Source organism: Nocardia sp. NPDC088792 (assembly GCF_044750615.1).
In the GTDB taxonomy this organism is placed as follows: Bacteria; Actinomycetota; Actinomycetes; order Mycobacteriales; family Mycobacteriaceae; genus Nocardia.
The window spans coordinates 21,317-40,344 of sequence record NZ_JBIVKC010000001.1 but is presented as its reverse complement, the minus strand read 5'-3'; the positions used below and the strand labels follow the sequence as shown (position 1 = coordinate 40,344).

At 62.5% G+C, this 19,028-nt stretch carries 14 protein-coding genes and 1 pseudogene; 10 read left to right on the top strand and 5 right to left on the bottom strand.

Features of this window, described 5'->3' with window-relative positions; genetic code table 11:
* Positions 1-82: 82 nt before the first annotated feature.
* Complete coding sequence (locus ACIP5Y_RS00145) at positions 83-1,180, bottom strand: DUF4192 domain-containing protein (protein WP_400346200.1); 1,098 nt, start codon at positions 1,178-1,180, stop codon at positions 83-85.
* A gap of 1,275 nt (positions 1,181-2,455) precedes the next feature.
* Here ACIP5Y_RS00145 and ACIP5Y_RS00140 point away from each other — a divergent pair.
* Positions 2,456-3,109 (top strand): annotated as a pseudogene (locus tag ACIP5Y_RS00140) (reverse transcriptase domain-containing protein); the annotation flags it as partial.
* Positions 3,110-3,236: 127 nt separating this feature from the next.
* Here the strand turns inward: ACIP5Y_RS00140 and ACIP5Y_RS00135 are convergent.
* The 3 genes from ACIP5Y_RS00135 to ACIP5Y_RS00125 are packed head-to-tail and all read right to left on the bottom strand — an operon-like array spanning position 3,237 to position 6,440.
* Positions 3,237-4,241, bottom strand: coding sequence for a tyrosine-type recombinase/integrase (locus ACIP5Y_RS00135; RefSeq protein ID WP_400346199.1), 1,005 nt, complete (start codon positions 4,239-4,241; stop codon positions 3,237-3,239).
* Positions 4,231-5,214 (bottom strand): tyrosine-type recombinase/integrase, encoded by a 984-nt coding sequence (locus ACIP5Y_RS00130; RefSeq protein ID WP_400346197.1) that lies wholly within the window; start codon positions 5,212-5,214, stop codon positions 4,231-4,233. Before ACIP5Y_RS00130 ends, ACIP5Y_RS00135 begins: the two co-directional genes overlap by 11 nt.
* A complete protein-coding gene (locus tag ACIP5Y_RS00125) occupies positions 5,211-6,440 on the bottom strand; it encodes a site-specific integrase (protein WP_400346195.1) in 1,230 nt (409 codons plus the stop codon). The genes ACIP5Y_RS00130 and ACIP5Y_RS00125 overlap by 4 nt, the downstream gene beginning before the upstream one ends.
* Positions 6,441-6,593: 153 nt before the next feature.
* Between ACIP5Y_RS00125 and ACIP5Y_RS00120 the strand changes: the two genes are divergently transcribed.
* Positions 6,594-7,337: a group II intron maturase-specific domain-containing protein gene (locus ACIP5Y_RS00120; protein ID WP_400349013.1), complete on the top strand. Its 744-nt coding sequence runs from the start codon at positions 6,594-6,596 to the stop codon at positions 7,335-7,337.
* Positions 7,338-7,543: 206 nt separating this feature from the next.
* Here ACIP5Y_RS00120 and ACIP5Y_RS00115 read toward each other — a convergent pair whose 3' ends face one another.
* Positions 7,544-10,294 carry a DEAD/DEAH box helicase gene (locus tag ACIP5Y_RS00115; RefSeq protein ID WP_400346194.1) on the bottom strand — a complete coding sequence of 917 codons (2,751 nt, stop codon included), beginning with the start codon at positions 10,292-10,294 and terminating at the stop codon, positions 7,544-7,546.
* A gap of 208 nt (positions 10,295-10,502) precedes the next feature.
* On the opposite strand from ACIP5Y_RS00115, the gene ACIP5Y_RS00110 reads away from it, so the two are divergent.
* From ACIP5Y_RS00110 to ACIP5Y_RS00075, 8 genes are all read left to right on the top strand, one after another.
* Positions 10,503-11,075, top strand: coding sequence for a hypothetical protein (locus ACIP5Y_RS00110; RefSeq protein ID WP_400346192.1), 573 nt, complete (start codon positions 10,503-10,505; stop codon positions 11,073-11,075).
* A complete protein-coding gene (locus tag ACIP5Y_RS00105) occupies positions 11,072-11,638 on the top strand; it encodes a hypothetical protein (protein WP_400346190.1) in 567 nt (188 codons plus the stop codon). Before ACIP5Y_RS00110 ends, ACIP5Y_RS00105 begins: the two co-directional genes overlap by 4 nt.
* An 82-nt stretch (positions 11,639-11,720) precedes the next feature.
* Positions 11,721-12,143, top strand: a complete 423-nt coding sequence (locus tag ACIP5Y_RS00100) for a hypothetical protein (protein WP_400346188.1) — start codon at positions 11,721-11,723, stop codon at positions 12,141-12,143.
* A gap of 1,074 nt (positions 12,144-13,217) precedes the next feature.
* The gene (locus tag ACIP5Y_RS00095) at positions 13,218-13,739 is read left to right on the top strand and encodes a hypothetical protein (protein ID WP_400346187.1); all 522 of its coding nucleotides are present in this window, start codon (positions 13,218-13,220) and stop codon (positions 13,737-13,739) included.
* Positions 13,640-14,872: an MAB_1171c family putative transporter gene (locus tag ACIP5Y_RS00090; RefSeq protein WP_400346185.1), complete on the top strand. Its 1,233-nt coding sequence runs from the start codon at positions 13,640-13,642 to the stop codon at positions 14,870-14,872. Before ACIP5Y_RS00095 ends, ACIP5Y_RS00090 begins: the two co-directional genes overlap by 100 nt.
* On the top strand, positions 14,869-16,038 hold the full coding sequence (locus tag ACIP5Y_RS00085; protein WP_400346183.1) for an FAD-dependent monooxygenase: 1,170 nt from the start codon (positions 14,869-14,871) through the stop codon (positions 16,036-16,038). Before ACIP5Y_RS00090 ends, ACIP5Y_RS00085 begins: the two co-directional genes overlap by 4 nt.
* A 214-nt stretch (positions 16,039-16,252) precedes the next feature.
* Positions 16,253-17,413 (top strand): MAB_1171c family putative transporter, encoded by a 1,161-nt coding sequence (locus tag ACIP5Y_RS00080; protein ID WP_400346182.1) that lies wholly within the window; start codon positions 16,253-16,255, stop codon positions 17,411-17,413.
* Between the two features lie 176 nt (positions 17,414-17,589).
* On the top strand, positions 17,590-18,072 hold the full coding sequence (locus ACIP5Y_RS00075) for a helix-turn-helix domain-containing protein (protein WP_400346180.1): 483 nt from the start codon (positions 17,590-17,592) through the stop codon (positions 18,070-18,072).
* The last annotated feature ends 956 nt before the right edge of the window (positions 18,073-19,028 follow it).

Here is a 19,028-nt window from a genome sequence, read left to right as displayed (position 1 = left end):
AGGTGCTCGACCAATTCGGCCAGTAGCCGACACGGGCCCGATGCCGCCCGAGACAGTAGCGCCCACGCGAGACGGTCGACACTCATCGCACGACCTCCACACCGGAACCGCCTGCCGCGCAGCCGATATCGACTTGCATGTCGGCGGCGGCCTCGATACCTGCGTTCACGACGCGCTGCAGCCGTGCAGGGTCCAGCCCGGATTGCAGCGCGGCGTCGAGCAGCCGCGCCATGCGATGTTCGGGATCCGACGCCAATGCCTGCTCGAGGGCAACCCGCGCCAGCGGGCCGTCACCGCGCCGATACGCGTGGAACGCCAGCAACGTCGCGGCCTGCGCCCGATCCGGGTCAGGCAAGGCGCGGGTCAGAACGCCCCACAGATACTCCGCGGCCGGCTCGTGGACACCACCCGCAACGCCGAACATGATGTCGCGCACCGCACTATCACGCAGTGCGACAGCAACTTCCGCGATTATGCGGGCCGGGATCTCCGCGAGCTCTCGCGCCTGAACGATGACCGACATCACATGACACAACGCCAACCTGGTAAAAGCGTCGGGGTTATCGATCTGGATCGCCCGAACCAGCCGCCTCTGTGCTTCGGCCGCCACGTCGGGCAGATGCGCAGCCACGTTCTTCCGGATCACTTCGTCGACCGCGACAACATCGGAAAGTGCGGCCCGTGACGGCCGCAGCGCACGACCCGCGAGAACCTGGGCCGCGGCCATGTGCGACGCGGAAGGATCCGGCAGAAGACCACGCCGCCACGGCGATTCGACTTCCCACCATTCGGTCGCTTCACTGAAGCACGCGACCGCCCACACTGCGGCAAGTGCAACACCGTAGCCGGCCAGGTCCTGGCGCAGTGTTTCGATCAGCCGCCGCTGGCCGGCATCGACGGCATCGGCATCGTCGGCACCACGGTAGGCGCGATCATCGACGATCACCGCCAGCGCACCGATCGCTTCGGAATTGCGGACAACGCTGGCGAAGCGGTCCCGCAGCAGCGGGTACTGCCCGGCGAGGTCCAGCAGCGTGACGGTATGGACTTGATACTTGTGGTCGGGTGTCTGAAGAACCATCGCGACCACCATCGATCGTTCCGGCACGAATCCGACCAACGCTGGTACAGCCGCGATGAACTGACCCGGCTCCTTGAATATGACTTCCAAGCGCGACATCGAGGACTCCTCAACAGGGACAAGCCCGACAGCGCAGCCTGGACACCAACCGAATACCGATGTCCGCGCCGCGCCTTCGGGGCGGTGGGCGCAACGCGTCGACACCGGCGGCGTCAGTGGGCGGTCAAGCCGAGAAACACTCGTCCCCGGTCACGGTCGAACCGTTGGCACACACCGTGATCGGCACTTGCGGCTTGACCGCCCGCGCCGCCGGTGTAGCGTGCGCCCGCCCACCGCCCCGAATGCGCGGCGACGATTTTGCCTTGAAGCGGATTTGGGGGCATAGGAATCGGACCGAATCTTGTAACTGCAGATCGTGATTAGGATTTGCTCGATTGACTCGAACCCTTGGAGTTCGGGGTCCTAGATTAGATACGGCCGCGTCGTGGTTAGGCGTGTATTGCTGACTGTTCGACTGGCACATGAGCTGCTGCGATAAATCTCGTATGCAATCTGTGAGGAGTTCCGACCCGTTACTGTACAAGCGGATCGGACTTGTGTGACCATTGCAGGTCTCCGCCATAGGAAGGTCGCCCCGAAGTCGTGTCAACGGAATGCCAATCGTGGATCTGGCACAATTTTCGTGCCAGATCCAATATTCACGTTCTGCCGAGTGCGCTGTGAGGCGCTGTTGATTCGAATGGAGGTGAGAGACCTTCGTCGCCGATCCTGTCGCAGCAGGACGGTGGAGCTGGGGGCAGCCGGGTTCGGGTGATGCCGGATCGGGTGGCAAGCAGCCCCGACAAAGCCGGGACGTTTCCAGTACTGGCAGATGGTGCGGGTTCGGCGAGCAGGGCGGAAAGGAGTACGCGAGGAACCGGCGTTTACGTCTCTCAAACGTGGATCGGCTCGAAACCTGGCGGATCAGGGCCGAGAGCGGCGCGCACCCAACCGGATCCGCGGTTGGGGAACTCCTGGGCCGGCTTCGGCGCCCGGCCGGGAGACCACGGCGAAATGCTGCGGGGTAGTCGTGGTGATGCCGCAGGGACAGAGTCGGGCTCCTCCTCCGTCGAGCGAATCACAGTGAACACGGGAGCCGTTCTGGTCTCGCCGTTTCCCGGATATCCGGTCCGGAGATTCGGCTGGGCGCATCGACCGTCGATCGGACCAGGACGGGGCGGAGCCGTCGTAGTACTCCGAGCCGGGGAAAGCCCGGTGCATGGGGAAGGACGGCAGCGGTATCGAGAAGGGAAGGAGGGTGCAATGCCGAAAGACGCGCCGGTGAATACCGGCGCCTGCGACGTCGTGGATTTCCCGCGGTCGCGGGTATCGGGGATGCAGGCCAAGCTTCACCGTTGGGCGGCGGCCGATCCCGGCCGCAGGTTCGGCGATCTGTTCAACCTCGTGCACGACCCGACGACGTTGGCCAAGGCGTTCGATCGGGTCGCGGGCAATACCGGTGCGAACACTCCCGGCGTCGACGGCGTCACCGCCGCCGACGTCGAGGAGATCACCGGTCAGCCTGGGTTTCTGGACGATCTGCGAAATCAGTTGAAGGACGGCTCGTTTCGTCCGCTTCCGGTGCGGGAACGCAAGATCCCCAAACCGGGTGGCAGCGGCAAGATCCGGAAGCTGGGGATCCCGACCATCGCGGATCGGGTCGTCCAGGCGGCGCTGAAGCTGGTGCTGGAGCCTATTTTCGAGGCCGACTTTGCGCCGGTCTCCTACGGGTTCCGGCCCAAGCGGCGGGCGCACGACGCAATTGCTGAGATTCAGTACTACGGCACTCGTGGTTATCGATGGGTGCTCGACGCTGATATCGAGGCGTGTTTCGACTCGATCGACCACACGGCCCTGATGGACCGAGTTCGGTGGCGGGCCACCGACAAGCGTGTGCTCGCATTGGTCAGGGCGTTCCTCAAGGACGGGGTCATGATCGAGACCGGCCGGGTCGAGGACAGCTCGGCAGGCACCCCGCAAGGCGGCTTATGCGCAGCTGCGCATAACCCTCCTTATGAGCAGCGCTGGGTTATGCGCAGTGCGGCCGGATATGGTCTGGTGACAGTGGATTTCGGGGTCGAACGCTGCGCATAATCCTTCGGGGTGGGTGTTGAGGTCACAGGCTGGCGAGCCAGTCGAGTAGTCCGGTGTCGTGGTTCCATTCGGGCAGTTCGTCGGTGACGATGTCGGTGTAGGCGGCTTCGAGGGCTTTGCGTTTGGCCTCAGTGGAGGCGCGGGCGTAGATCTCGGTGGTCGTCAGATCGACGTGCCCGAGGATGTCACGGATGAACGGCAACGCCACGCCTGCCTCGTAGAGGTGCATCGCCTTGCTGTGTCGCAGGACATGCGGGCTGAGGTCCGCGCCGGCCAGCGCCGGATCTTCGGCGCGGGCTTGATATTTGGCGAGGATCCAGGCGATGCCGCCGCGGCTGAGCTTGCTGTGGTGCTGGTTGGTGAACAGCGGGTGGTCGTGGTGGCCGGGCTGGTGGAGGCCGTGTTCGGTCAGGTAGGCGTTCAGCAGTGCCACGGTGTTGTCGCTGATCGGGACGTGTCGGGTCTTGTGGCCCTTGCCGGTCAGCACCACCAGCGCCGGGGGCCGTAGCCGGATGTCGCCGACGGTGAGGCCGGTGAATTCGGAAACCCTGGCGGCGGTGTCGTAGAGCGTGGCCAGCAGGGTCGCGTCGCGGCGGCCTCGCCGGGGGGATCGGTCGGGTGCGGCGAGCAGGCAGCGGGTCTGGGGAACGGTCAGGTGATTCACCCGTGGCTGGGCGTCGCGTTTGGCGGGGACCGCGACAATGGTCTGGCAGCAGGCCATTCGTGCCGGGTCTTCCGATTGCAGCCACCGGAAGAACGAGCTGACCGCGGCGAGGCGCTGGTTGCGGGTCGAGATGCTGTTGTGCCGTTCGGTTTCGAGCCAGTCGAGGAATCCGGTGACCGCGGCGGCGTCGAAGTACTCGAGAGTGAGCCTCTCGGGCGGGACGGATCTGTTGTCGCGGAACCAGGCGATCAGCAGTTTGAAGGTGTCGCGGTAGGAGGCGATGGTGTTGGGTGAGCAGCCGCGTAGCCCGGCCAGGTGCGCGGTGAGGAAGCGGTGCAGCAGCACCGCGAAATCAGTGGCCATGACTCGCTCCTGCTGTGATCGGCGCGATGATGTCGCCGTAGGCGTCCTGGAGGCGGGCGGTGATGTGCGGGTAGGACTCGGCGGTCAACCGCAGGTAGTAGTCGGTGTCGGCGATGCTGGAGTGACCCATGTAGGCCTGCAGGACCGGCAGCAACGCGCCGACGTCCATGCCGCGGGCGAACCACGTTCGAAGATTGTTGACCGCCATCGTGTGTCGCAGATCGTGGACGCGGGGTCCGTGGCCCCGTCCGCCGTGCGGGATGCGGGCCTGCCAGAGGAACCGGCGGAAGTTCTTGTCGATGTTGCCGATCGTCAACGGAGCGCCGGCTCTGCCGGGGAAGAACCAGTCGCCGCCGGTGCGCCCGGCGACGTGAGCGTGGTAGCCGGCCAGCCTGTCGCGCAGCCCGGCGCTGACCGGGATCTGACGGTCCTTGCCGCCCTTGCCGTCGCGGATGGTCAGCACCCCGGCGTCGAGGTCGACGTCGTCGAAATGCAGCAGCCGCGCTTCGGAGGCGCGAAGTCCACAGGCGTAGATCGTGCGGAACAGCACCGGCATGACCAAGTGCCGGAACGGGACCTGAGAGTCGTAGTGGCAGAGGTCGGTTCGGGCGAACAGAGCCGCCAGTTCGGAGTCGGTGTAGATGTGCGGGACGTAGCGGGCCGGGCGGGGCAGCGCCCCGGTGGGCAGGACGTAGGCCGCAGTGCCCCGGCGGCCCAGCCAGCGGGCCAGTTCCCGCACCGGCGTGACCAAACCGTGCAGGGTTGCCGCGGTGACGCCGCGTCTGCGGGCGGCGTCGATCCACGCCTCGACCGAGGCTTGGGTGGGTGCCTGCTGTCCGGGAAACCGGTGCGCGGTGAACGCGGCGAACCGGTTCAGTACCCGCTGTTCGGCGTCGTATTTGTAACCGGTGGCGCGTTTCTCGGTGATCAGCGCGGTGATCGCGTCGGTCATGGTCAGGGTGTCGGTGTTCATCGCGACGCCCCGTCCGCCGGTGCGTCGGGGTCCAGCGCGCACTGGGCCAGCAGGCTCAGCGAGGATTTCAGGTAGACGCAGGCCGATTCGGCCGATTGATGACCCAGGATGTCGGCGATCTGCTCGACCGGAGTGCCGTTCTCCATCAGCCGGGTGGCCAGGGTGTGCCGCAGCGAGTGCATGCCGTGCCGGCGTTTCTCACTCACTGGAACATGTGCTGCCCGAGCGTGTTTGACCAGGATCTGATGCAGATGATCCTGGTCGGAGAACGCGCCGATCGGCGCGGTGTGCCGTACGAACACCTGCGGGCAGTCACAATCCGGGCGGCCGTGACGCAGGTAATCGATGATCGCCCAGCCGACATCCTTCAGCAGCGGCAACCGCACCAGGCGATCGGTCTTGGCTTGGGTCACCAGCAGCCGGTTGCCCGGCCAGTCGAAGTCTGCGAACTCCAGCCGTTTGACGTCGATGCCGCGCAGACCGAGCCGGGTGATCAGCAGGATGATCGCGTAATCGCGTTTCCCACAAGGGTTGTCGCGGTCGATCGCTGCCACGATCCTGGCCACCTCGCCGGGATCCCAGACCGACGGGATCCGCGCCTGTCTGGTCGAACGCGCCGTCGGCACCGCGTCCAGACAGGTGCCGTCGACCAGGCCCGCCGCGGCGGCGAACCGCAGGAACGACCGGACTGCGCACGGTTTCTGCTCGATGGTCTTGACCTGATATCCGGTCAAGGTGGCGACGAACGCGCCGATCACGGCGGCGTCGCAGCAGCCCAGCCCTGCGCGAGTGTTGGTGAACGCGAGGAACTCTGCGGCCAGCGTCCCGTAGGTCCGCACCGTCGAGACCGAACGACCGGTCGAGCGCAGATGCGCCTGGAACACCGCGATCGTCGCGGTGCCAGCAGCGTCGAGCTTGCTGACCGACCGACTGTAGCGGCGCAGCACCGCGCCGTGCACGGCGTAGTCCTGCAGCATCTGGGCGACTCTGAACAGATAGACATCGGTTTGCTTCAAAGTGCCGGCCTGTTCCTTGGCGAAGAAGCCGCACGCGTCGTCGACCCATGCCATCGCCGCGTCCAGACAGAAGTCCTTGACATCGCGAGCGTCGAAGTATTTCTGCATCCTCCGCCAGCAGCCGCGGTACCACACGAGAGTCGAGTCCTTGTAGCCCAGACGCCGTAGCTCTGCTTCCAGGCCCGACACCAGCACAGACAAACTCGTCATGACAGTCGACCTCCGATCACCCGGGCCCGGCCCCATGCCGGGACCTCCAGATCAGAGGATCCGCGTTATGCGCAGCGTTCGACCCCGAAATCCACTGTCACCAGACCATATCCGGCCGCACTGCGCATAACCCAGCGCTGCTCATAAGGAGGGATCCTGTCCCCGCTACTGGCGAACATCGTCCTGGACGTGCTCGATGAACACGTGCAAGGACCGTGGCAGCCGGGCGGGAGCATGAGCACTCCCAGCCGCCGCGCTCACCGTCGTCGCAAGGGCCTGCCAAACTGGCGGATCGTCCGCTACGCGGACGATTTCGTCGTGCTCGTGCACGGCGCCGGTGACGACGTGGAGCGCCTCCGTGAGGATATCGCCGAAGTACTTGCTCGCGTTGGCCTTCGGTTGTCCGAGGCCAAGACGCAGGTGATGCACATGAGCGATGGGTTCAACTTCCTTGGGTTCCACATCCAGTGGAAACGCAAGCGAGGCACGAATAAGTGGTACGTCTACACGTTCATCGGCGACCGGCCCATCCGGTCGCTGAAGGGCAAGGTCCGTGCCCTCACGAGCAGATTGTCGCAACAGCCACCCAGGGACGTGCTGGTCCAGCTCAACCGGATCCTGCGCGGGTGGTCTAACTACTTCCGGCACGCGGTGTGCAAACACACCATGGACAACCTCGACAACTTTGTCTGGTGGCGAGTTGTCCGCTGGTGGAAGCGACTGCACCGTTGGAATTGGAAGGAAGTTCACCGCCGGCTCACCGACCGCAGCGGCCGGTGGCACAAACCGTCGGCGGACGGGATCGAACTGTTCTACCTCGCCGAGGTGCCGATCACTCGATATCGATACCGCGGCAACACGATCCCCAATCGCTGGGTCCCGGCCAACCACGCCTGACGCCAGACACCGTGGAGAGCCCGGTGCGTGGAGAAATGCACGCCGGGTTCGGCGAGCGGCTCGCAGAAACGGACTGGTGGCAACACCGGCACCGCGCTGCGAGCCGACTCAACCAAGTCGAAACTCTCGCAATCTCTGTGTAGGAATCGATGCTGACGGCGGCCTTTCGGCCTAGAGTGCGTCGGTGCCGAAAGCCCGCGGCCAGATTAATCCGACATCTGTGATCGACCCTTCAGGATTTGCTGGTAGTCGTTGAGCCACCCGGTTGCCCGGTAGTCTCCGCGCCGGGTGAAGAGGGCTGCTCCCGTGGGATTCTGTGGTCGTGTCGCTGTTCCTGCCGGGCCCTGTGCCGCGGGGACTGTGTCGTAATCGGTTCCGGACCAAGTGACGAGGGTGGCAGTCGATGGGCAGCTCGCGGTGAATTGCCCGTTCACCTCGGTGAACGTGTGGCCGGTGGTGCGTTCGTTGAGTAGCAGCGCGTAGCTGGATTGGTCAAGCCGGCATCCGCGGGGGCGTCCGGTTTCGGTCCAGTCCGGGTCGGTGCGTCCGTGATTGGTGGCTGCGGCCCACAGTTCGGGCACGATGTCCTCGGCGTGCGCTGCGGTCGCCATCTGTTCACACATCCACAGCAGCCGGCCCGAGCCCCGCGGGGGCTGGCAGCGCCGCCAACGGATCCGCCGGCTGAGGTCGGCGGCCACGATTGCGACCCAGGGGTGGACTGTAGAGAGGAATCCCTGGCAACCGAGCCAGTGCAGGTAGCGGGGAGCCTCTTCGAGGACTGGTGACAGGGTGCTGTAGGGGATCCCGCCGATCGTGCGGGCGTTGCGGTGAAAAGCATTGGGTGAGTTGGCGATTGCTAGCATCGCTGCGCGGGCAAGGTCGCCGGGGGTGTAGCTTGCCGCGGCATCGTCGGGTGCCGGGGGTTCATGTCCGGGACCGTGATCGATGATTCCGTGTGCCCACTTCACGTGCAGTACCCGGGATTTGAGTGCTTCGGACACGGCGGCATGCGCCAGTTTCGGGATGTGTGTGGCCATGACTTCGATGAGCTCGTTCTCGGCGTCATCGGCTGATTCCGGAAGGCCGATCGAGGAAAGGGTCAGCCGAAGTTCATGACAGACGGTGGGGGAAACCATCAACCTCCCGGTCACCATGCCGAGCTCGGTAGGCGCCAAGCCGTCGGTCTCATCGGAAGTCTGTACTCGCTGAAGGAATTCACCCTCAAGCAGGAAACCGACAGCGTGCCGCACGGGCGTCATGTCATGGCTGCCCTCGTGATGAGCAAGAGTATGTCTCCACCAGCGCTCGGCGTCGCAGATCGACTGTATACGTCCCTGAATTGCTTCTGCCAGCACATGTTCGGCCAGACTCAAGTGGATTTGCGAGTTGACGCGAAATCCCGACAGCAGCTTGCGCTGCCAAATTGCGCGCTCGGTTTCGTTGACCAGAAGAAACGCCCAGCCTTGGCGCTCGCCCGCACCCAGCCGTCCGGCACGCCCGAACATTTGCTGAACGGTGGCCACATCGATCGGTTTCATGGCGACCTCGGTGTCCTGCACCACCACCGCACGCGCGGGCAAGTTCACACCCGCAGCGACGGTCGAAGTGGCTACCAGGACATTCAAATCGCGTTCGCGGAAGCCCTGCTCGGCCTCTCTTTTGTGCTCCCAACCCTTGTAATGCAGGCCGATTCGGGCGGCCTGGCAGGCGGAGTAGACGCCGTCGGTGTCATCGGGGTCGATGTGGAACACGTCTGCGCCCCGGTTTGCTGCGATGATCAGCGCCGTCCTTCTGACACTGCGTTTGCTGCCGCAGAATACCAGGACACTGCCGTCGCCCTCGGATACGGCGGTGACGATGGAGGCGGTCGCTCGGATCTTCGCGGCCTCAGTCAGGCTCCAATCGGCATGGTTGGCCACCATCGGCAGCTGCCAGGTGAGCTGAGTAGGCCGCCAATGAACGCGGACGGTGCGTGCGTGAAGCCACGACGCGAGCTGATCGGCGTTGGCGACCGTCGCCGACAAACCGACGATGCGGATGCGTGAACCGTCGTCTCGTACCCGGGCGAGGATAGCTTCCAGAAACGATCCCCGCGACCTGTCGCCCAGCAGGTGTATTTCGTCGACAACCAGGCATCCGACCTCCGCGAGTGCCTCACGCATGGATGAGGTGCGGCTCAGTGCCTCGAATTTCTCGGTGGTCGTCACCCACAGATCCGCGGCCCGGATCCGCTCGGCATCGACGCGATGCTCACCAGACAATCGCTCCACCCGTAACCCTCGGCTACGCCAGCTGTCGAGCTCGCGGTTGAGCTCCTCGGTGAGCGAGCGCTGCGGCACCAGCCAGGCAGCCTTCCTGCCCTGCTCCAAAACCGTCCGCAGGACACCGACCATGCCGATCACCGTTTTCCCGGCACCGGTCGGCGCGACCACCAGTAAGTGATCATTGGTGCCCACGATCTGCGGAATGGCTTGTGCCTGGGCTGGATTCAACACCGGATGAGGAAGGAACCGCACCCACTGGGCGGGAATGATCGTGTCGGCGGGAATCGGTGGCACCGACGCGGTTTCGGTACCGGTGTGCTCGTGCCACATAAGGTCGAACCCGTCGCGCGCGGCCTGGGCCGCGGCACCAATCAAGGGGCGTGAGGAGTGCGTGACCCGACCGTGGATACCGACGGCGGAGATCAGACCGGCGTGCGGATCGGTGTTCGCGATCACTTCCTGCTCGCGCAGATACCGCACTTCACGGTAGGGAATTCGTTGCGCGGCAAGCGTTGTCCGCAGGCTTGCGAACTGTGCGCCGGTCGGGATCAGCACCCGGACGTCGGTTCCGGCTGGGACAGCGGGCAGCACGGTGTCAGGATCGCAGATCTTCATCCACATGATCGGTGGTACAAGATCTGCGGGGATCGGCGCCTCATCGTCGATCGGAATCTGCGCGATCATGACCTCCATTGACGGGCTCACCCGGCAGAGCGGTGACTCGGAGCCGGATGCGCCTCCCCTGCGACGCGGTCACCTTAGCCGACGGATACGACAACAGTCGGTTCGGGCCGAGCGTGCTAAGCCCGGTATCGGTGCCATGATGTCGCTTTCGAGCATGCTATCGTCCAGAAAGCATCAGACCCGACACTCGGAAGCCGTCGCAAGGACCACACCACTCATGGGTAGCTACACCGTTATCATCTTCCCGGACACTGCGAATGGCAAGGAGGACAGCAGTGATGTCCCTCGGCTGACGATCCGGGTCGACGCCGCTGAGCCGGATATGTGCGTTGCTGGCATCGCCATCAGTACGACTGCTCTAGCGGGGCTGACGGCTCAGAAGGTGCTCGGCATTGATATTGCCGCGATAGTCGCGGCTCTAGCTCGCCGGTTCCCGCCCACTGATTCACCGGCGGCGTCGACGGGGTCGCTCTCGTTGGCGCCTGCGCGACCCCTGGAACAGATGGCCCTTATCGAGGAAGCTTCGCCTGCTGCGCCCATTCCTGCGCGGGTACCACACAGTGTAGAGGCAGAAGCAGGCCGAGCTTACCGGAGGATGCCTGACATCGGCGAGCTTCGGGCGACATACGAACGAATGGGCACGGTCACCGCAGTCGCCCGACACTACGGTGTTCCCCGGCACACGGCCCAGGGCTGGATTGGCCGGCTACGTAAACTCGACCGTCCCAGCGAGACCGGCTCTGCGAACAACAATCAGACCGTCATCTCGAACGGATCCGGTGAGCAATGACAGACAGCTACATGATCACGATCACCAACACTCGAACCGGTGTCGCGGTCGCCACTGCAACAGTCGAGATCGACGGCACCAGTGTGCGGATGACTGAGGTGGGCGCAGAAATCAGTGGCGAACACTTCGTTCCTGAAGCTCTCGCCACCGTCGACTTCCCGTTCCTCGTGCACACGGCGAACATATTGTCGGGTGCGCCCGCAAAGGGTGATCCGGCAGCCGAGCCCGCTCCTCCTGCTCAGGAAGGCGAGTCGAAGCCAGAAGGCAAGCCCAGCGCCGCGCCGCCACCGGCAAGCAACCGTAGCGTGATCCCCACGGACACAAGCTTACCCGAACGGTTGTCGGAAGGTCGTGAACGCGCAAGGCTCAAGCGTGATCAACGAGCTGGAGCGCCGGCGGATTTCGGTGTCACTTACTGGCGGTTGGGTAGCATCTCCAAAGTGGCCAAGCACTATGATGTGCCTCATCATATCGCGCAGGACTGGATCAAATCCCTTCAACAACAAGGAAAACTCGCCAGCCCCTGGCCTTCGAAATCCGTACGCCCACTGCGGCCGAAGTGACTTTAGTGCGTGTTATCCAACCTGATCGCGTCGCGGTTCTGGTGTTCTGAGCTGCCGAAATCTGTGGGGCACTGTTGTTGTCGTGGTCGGCGGCTTATCGTCGGTGCGGGGGCCGGTCGGTGTGGAGGCGGCGATGGTGGGGTGGCGCGAGGAGCTTGCCCGGCGTGAGAGCGAGGCTGCTGAGCAGGTGCAACGGTTGCGGGGGCAGATCGCGGAGTTGACCGAGCAACTCGGGGTAGCCGAGGCGTTGTTGTCGTGGCTGGCGATCACCCGGGAGACGACCGAGATCCTCGTCGCGGCCGCCGAGCACGAGGCATCCGAGGATCCGGAGGAGATCGTGAACCGCGCTGCATTGCTGCCTGTTTCGGTTTCCAGGCCTGCGATCGGGGTGATGCTGGTGCCGCAACGGGCACCCGGAATGGACGTCGCGCAGGCGCTGCCGCAGGACTACGGCGATATTGTGGCGGTGCTCACCGAGGCCGGTTTCGACATATCCGCGCTGTGACCGGCTCCCCGGCCGCCGCGCCGAAACCCGCACGTCCCGGTCCTGGACGCCCTCTCAGCTCGCAAAACCGTTCCCGCGCAGCTCGACCCGACGTCGGTTGTATCCTGGCCACCGGCCAGGAATACACCCGCCCGACCCACCACAAGACCGGCACCAAACCCCGCCGAACTGTGCAAACATCAGTCAGAGGTTAAATTCCAAGCTTAAGGTCGGCGGCTTCGTCGCACTTGACTGTAGCTATTTTGCAGGAGCGGTGCGAATCGTGGCTTGTGCGGCGGGTAGCGACTCGAACGGCGCGACGTGATCGAGGAATTCTTCGCGCAATGTCTTTGGTGGGCGGGGTGTCAGCGTTCGCTGGTCCTTTTCCGGTCGACCTGCTCCCGAACCGGACATGTTCGTACCGCGCATCCGACTCTCCAGTGACTATTACGTGAGTTGCAGTGCGGAGCTGGCGTGGATGTGGTCACGGCAGACTACGAGGGGCTTGTACCGCTTGTTAGTCATAGCCCGCTCCTATGCCTGTTGGGTTGCTCCGACCGGAGCAAGATCCGCCAGCCTGCGGATGCGGTGGACTTTCGTGCCGCACCCCTACAGGAGAGCTACACCTTCCCCCTTCAGTAACCGTTGGATCAGCTTCTTGCGGGGATAGATCGGCCGGTGCGGCCGGCGGTCGGTGAGGATCGCTGCGTTGTTGCGCCGCAAGGGAATTCCGCACTGGTAGGACCGCATGGATAAGTGTACGACAGTTGGCCTTCCGTGCTACCTGCGCAGATGGGCTGCGGCGACATGCCACGAATCATTCTGGGGTGCAACGGATCTGGAGGTATTGGCGGGGTTGACTCAATATCTGGAGGGGCTTAGGATGGTGCCCGCAGTGCTTCGACTATCGTTGATGACTCGTGCATCAATAGTACGAATAGGGGTGGAGGAAGAAGCAGTGCAAGCGTGCGGGATTCGGCCGAGAAGAGCACGCACATGTCCGGCATGGAGGGTGGGTGAGCGCTGGGTGGTTGGTTTCCGATCGCGGTAGCACACCCGTGCAGCACAGAGTTGATTTGTGATCGAGGGGGTAGGATGTCCGAGCGTGAATTGCGTCGCCGTTGTCGTAGGCTGCTCAACGAGCTGGAAATCCAACCTCCGCTGGATGTAGTGACCTTATGTCAGCGAGTCGGCGAACAACGTGGAAGGCCGATAAGACTGGTACCGCACCCAATTCCGATACCAGGACCATTCGGAGCATGGATCGCTACCAAACGGGCAGACTACATTCTCTATCAACAGGAAACCACACGGGCTCACCAAGACCACATCATCCTGCATGAACTCGGACACTTGCTGGCCGGACACTGCACTGACGAGCAGGACGACAATCTGATACGTCAGCTCAATCCGTCCTCAGTTTTGAGCCCCGATATCGTCCGCCGAGCATTGCGCCGCACCTCGTATGACACCGCAGAGGAACGCGAGGCGGAAATGGTTGCCACGATCATCCTGGAATGGGCGTCTGTGCTCGACCGCGTCACACCGCAGTCGACGTCGCACGAATCGGTGCGGCGCCTCGGGGCGTCGCTCAACGACAGGTTGGGGTGGCTGTGATCGCGGTACGGATCGTCGAGTGGGTAGCGGTGGCAGGTTTGGTATGGATGCTCTCCCTGGTCGCGCGCCGACCACAGGACATACCACTGCGCTGGATCACGGCCATGGTCGCGTGCTGGACTGCGAACGTGTCCTGCATTATGCAAGCCACCGAAGGCGGATATCTTTTGGGGCTCGATCCAATGTGGTGGCAGTTGATCGGCCAGATTCTGGTAGTAACAGGTGCGTACTGCCAGGTGCGCTTTTTTTCGTTCACCCTGCTCGATGAGCAGCGGGCAACCGTTCGCGGTAAGTGGAATGCTCTGATGTTGGTCATCGTGGTGATCGTGCTGGTCGTGGCAACCGTGATCATGCCAGCAGACCTGCGGCTCGTCGCCGCCAAAGTGGCATCGCGCCAGGAACCAGATGCTCATGGGGTCGCCGCCATCGCATGGTTCTACACCACTGCGAATGCCTTCGTAGTTTATGCAAACGTAATGTCGGTCGTGTTGGTGGGTAGCGCTGTTCGTTACGCGGCCGGGTGGTTCCGCCGCGCGCTATTGATAACAACGGTGGGGTTGACGACCTTGCTGCTCGACTGCATTATCTTCGTGTTCAATGGCGCCGTCCTGTTCGTTGACATCGACCTGCCCACTCCCGTCCACACGACCGGAGTTGTGCTGCTCCTGCCCGGTATGGCGCTGACTGTCATCGGGATCTCGCTCCCAGCTGCGGTCACCAGGGTGACTACGGCGCGTATTTGGTTGAGCCACGGTCGCATCTACCACGCTCTCGCTCCATTATGGGATCTGCTGCATGCCGAATTCCCGGAAGATGCTCTGACCCGGCTGCCGACCAACCACAGGATCCGTCTCAGCGGCGTGCACCGCCGCTTCTATCGGCGGGTTATTGAATGCCGAGACGGGCTGGTCCGCATCAGCCCCCACGTTGCCAAGGTACGCAACGAGGGCCTCGCCGACGCCGCATTGGCAGTCCAGCTCGTCGCCGCCCTCGATTTACGTTCTGCTGGCTCATCCGTCGGAGAATCCGCCGCGCCGATTGCCCTGCCTACCGCAGACGGGCTTGACGCGGATGTCAGCGCACTGGTCGCCCTATCCCGCGACCTGAAAACGACTCTGAAAGGACTCGAATGACCCACGCATTGATAATCGGCGGCGGTATTGCCGGCACCACGACGGCGATGGCCTTAAATAAGGCCGGGATCTCTTCGACCGTCTACGAGGCATATCCCAGCGGGGGCAACGATATCGGTGCGTTTTTGCAGATCATGCACAACGGGATGGACGCGCTGCGGGCGATCGATGCAGATCAGGTTGTCGTCGACGGATCGTTCCGTACGTCACAGGTGGAATACCTCGATGCTGCGGGAAAACCGTTCGTGAGTAGGTCGATTGGTGGAGAACACGCTAGGGATGATGGGGTACGGACCCTTTCGCGTGCCAGTCTCTATCACGCTCTGCAGAACGAACTGGTTCGGCGTGGCGGCCGGATCGAACACAACAAACGGTTGTCCAACGCGGCTTCGGTAGCTGGTGGTCGTGTATTGGCCTACTTCACCGATGGTACACAGGCAGAGGGCGATCTACTTATCGGCGCTGATGGCATCCACTCTACAATCCGGACAGTTGTCGATGCGCAGGCGCCGGTGCCGCGCTACTCCAGCATGAATATTGTCTACGGCCGCACGGCCGACCCTGCCATACCAATGGGTCAAGACGTCTTTCGTATGATTCATGGCAATCGCGGCCTGTTCGGGTACACCACCTCTCCGGAGGGCGTCACTTTTTGGGTGACTTACCTGCCAGGATCTGCCCTCAGCAAAACCGAAATCGCCTCCATCACACCGATGCAATGGCGGGAACGCCTGAGCGCACTGTTTACCGACGATGCCGACACGACCGCGGCTCGTATCGTCGGTGCCACAGATAACTTCAGCGCGAGCGGTGTCTACGACATCCCCTCTCTGCCAACGTGGTATCGAGGCTCGATGGTTCTTGTCGGCGACGCCGCGCACGCCGCGGACCCTCAAGCAGCTCAGGGTGCGTCTATGGCCTTGGAGGACAGCGTCATTCTCGCGCAATGCCTGCGTGACCTGCCGACGCTATCCGAGGCGTTCTACATGTACGAGCGCATACGTCGCCCCCGCGTTGAGCGGCTCGTCGCTTTCAGTGGTGCACACACGAGCAGCCTGGACCAAGCCAAAGACAAAGCGAGCCCTGAGAAACGTGCGTGGTTGTACGAGCACCACATCGAATGGAACTCCCTCATCACCGCCGACAACACCACAGTGACTCTCTGATCGTGCAGCTGTCTCCGCACATGGCCCGCCTCCTGATGCGGCGACGCGCCCTGCGGAGGACCGCCTACGGCACTGGTCGGGCACGTGAAGCCGAGGCCATGGCAACAAGAGTCCTGGAACAGGCATCGGTAATGATCAGTGTCGTGCCGCAATGGTTTTCCGACGAGACTGTCGGGCATCTTCGGGTCCCCCCAACCGATAGGCGAGGCTGGTTGTGATCACGATTGAGACGGCTACATGGACGGCGGTTGCCGTGATGGTGTGGATGCTGTCTCTGGTAGTACATAGGCCACATGATGTGCGGCTCCGTTCAATTACGACGGCAGTTGTCTGTTGGGCCGCGGGATTGTCTCTCGTCTTTCACGCCTCGGAAGGTACGCAGTTCCTGGGGCTAGAACCTATGTGGTCGCAATTGGCTGGCCATATCTTGATGACAACCGGCGCGTACTGCCTGGTGTGCTTCTTCACTTTCGCCGCGTTCGACGAGCATGAGGCCATCGCCCGCGCCAAGCGGCACGGACTCGTCTTGGTCGTTGTGGTAGTTGTGCTGGTCACCGCTGCAGTGACAATCCCCGCCGACCTTCGAACTGCGGCTGCAGCGCTGACAGCAACCAATGGTCCGCGAGTTCGTGGCGCAACCAGCATCGGCGTGTTCTACACGGCTGCAAACTGTTTCCTACTGTATGCCTTCCTCAGCGGGGCGTTGTCCAGTCTTCGCGCGGCGCGGTATAGCCGAGGCGGGCTTCGACGAGCACTGCTGATCACCATGACAGGGTTGGCTACGCTTGTTGTGGCGTTCATGATATTCGCTGTCGGCAGTATTGTTCGCTGGGCCGGCGGCATGATGCCTGCTGCCATTCGGATGGCGGGAATCGTTTTGACGTTGCCAGGTTTCGCGTTATTCCTAACCGGCATTTCAGTTCCGGCCGCGATCACGCGACTTGCTGCGAGGCGTGCCTGGTTGCACCATTTGCATGCTTACCACGCGCTCACTCCACTGTGGACGCTGTTGCATACTGAATTCCCGGAAGGCACGCTGACACGTTCGTCGTCCAATCGGCTACTTGATCGCATGCGTGTGACTGGCGTGCATCGTCGCTTCTACCGCCGTGTGATCGAGTGCCGCGACGGACTGGTCCGCATCAGTCCATACGTTGCTCACGTACAGGCCACCGGACCTTCATGTAGCACTGGAGCGGCGGCCACGCTGGCACATCAGCTCCGACAGGCCTTGCAGGTCCGCGCCAGCGGCCTTACCGTACCCGAGCGCGCAGTGCCGATAGCCGTCCCAACAGGCGATGGACTCGACGACGATGTTCACGAACTCCTCGCTCTAGCCGACGCCCTACGGACATCAACTAGTAAACGTACATGACAGATGACCGGCTGTACTATACTGACATCGATAGACGGGACTACGGTTATGTTGATGTTGGTTGACTCGCTTGAGGTAGGTGCCTAGCTTCGCGCGGGGGCGTTTCGACCATTATCGTCAGGCCTAGCTTAAGCGCCATTGATGAGAGTGGAGAAGCCGGCGGTGCGGAGGTTGTGATGCGTGAGGATGCCGGTAGAGACTGGCCTGTGTCAGGTGGTTTCGCCGAGAGGTTGAACTACCTGTTCGCCACAGTCACTCCAGGCGAAGGACGCGAGTACAGTAATGATCAGGTGGCCTCGGCGATAACCGCGGGTGGGGTTCCGATCTCGCAGAGTTACATCTGGCAGCTGCGCAAGGGCATCAAAGACAACCCAACGCTGAAACATGTACGGGGGTTGGCGGATTTTTTCGGAGTGCCTCCGGCCTACTTCTTCGATGAGGAAACTACCGATGAGGTGGGCCAGCGACTGGCAGAGTTGAAAGCTGAGCAGCGTAAACTGAACGAGATTGCCGAAAGTGGCGACGCGCAATTGATGGCCCTTCGGGCCGGCGAACTCTCCCATAAGCGGCGTCGGCAGGTCATGGACCTATTGGACGTCGTCTACCGGCTTGAGCAGGCAGAACGCGGCGACACCTCCTTCGGGTCAACGTCGGCCTAGCTCGCGGTTGACCATCGCGCTTCTTTTGGTCACGCATCAACTCCTTATGAACAGCACGCTACGCAGAGGTTGCCCCAGCGATAGCCGGATTGTTCCCGATCGCTACAGATCGCGTAGCAGGTGGATGGACGATGGTGGCCGCGACAGTCGTGGTTGTGGCATCGCTTGTTCGGGTCCCCGTAACGGTCCTAGCTGGCCTCGGATCCGTCGCTGTCACTTTCCTCGTCAAAGTGTCTGCTAGCTGGACGATTATCGTTGATGCTACGTTTCGTACTGATATCGAGACGATTAGATCGTAACCCATCGATATGGGTTGACGATGTGATGGAAGATGTTCTACGCTCGGAGTTGGACATCGACCCACATCAATATCGCTGATGTAGGCTATGTTTACGTTAGTGTATGGATGATCCGTGCGGAGGTCATGGTGCGTGAAGTACAGAGGGGCAGCCGGATCTTGAGTGGAAATGAACAATTCAATCCGAACAACCCAGACCTGTCTCATCTTGCCCTCGTGCGAGACGCGCACTCCGCAGTTGCAGAGCTGCAGTCCTGGCGGTTGCCGAATCGGTCGGACCCGTGCCGCTCATTGCCATCAGGCGGATTCTTCTCCGATTGATCGGCGGCAGTATCCAAACACCGAAAGGAATTGCCTCGTACATCGGACCACTGAATTCCTGATGGTGCTTGAGCAGGGCAGTGCAGGGAGGCGGGATCGGTTTCGATAGCGCCAACGCCGTCGATATCTAACCCTCCGTCTCACCGGCAGAGTCAGCTGATTTATTCTGGAACTTTGGGGAAAAGCGTACATTTGGGCAGGGGGCTTCATGTATGAGCTGGTCTTAGCATCGGTAGATAGATTGCGATGTGCAATCGATACGGTTGGTTTGCATAACTCGATACTGTGTTCTCAGGTCGTGAAAATATCGATCGCAGAGCTGCAAATGGCCGATATG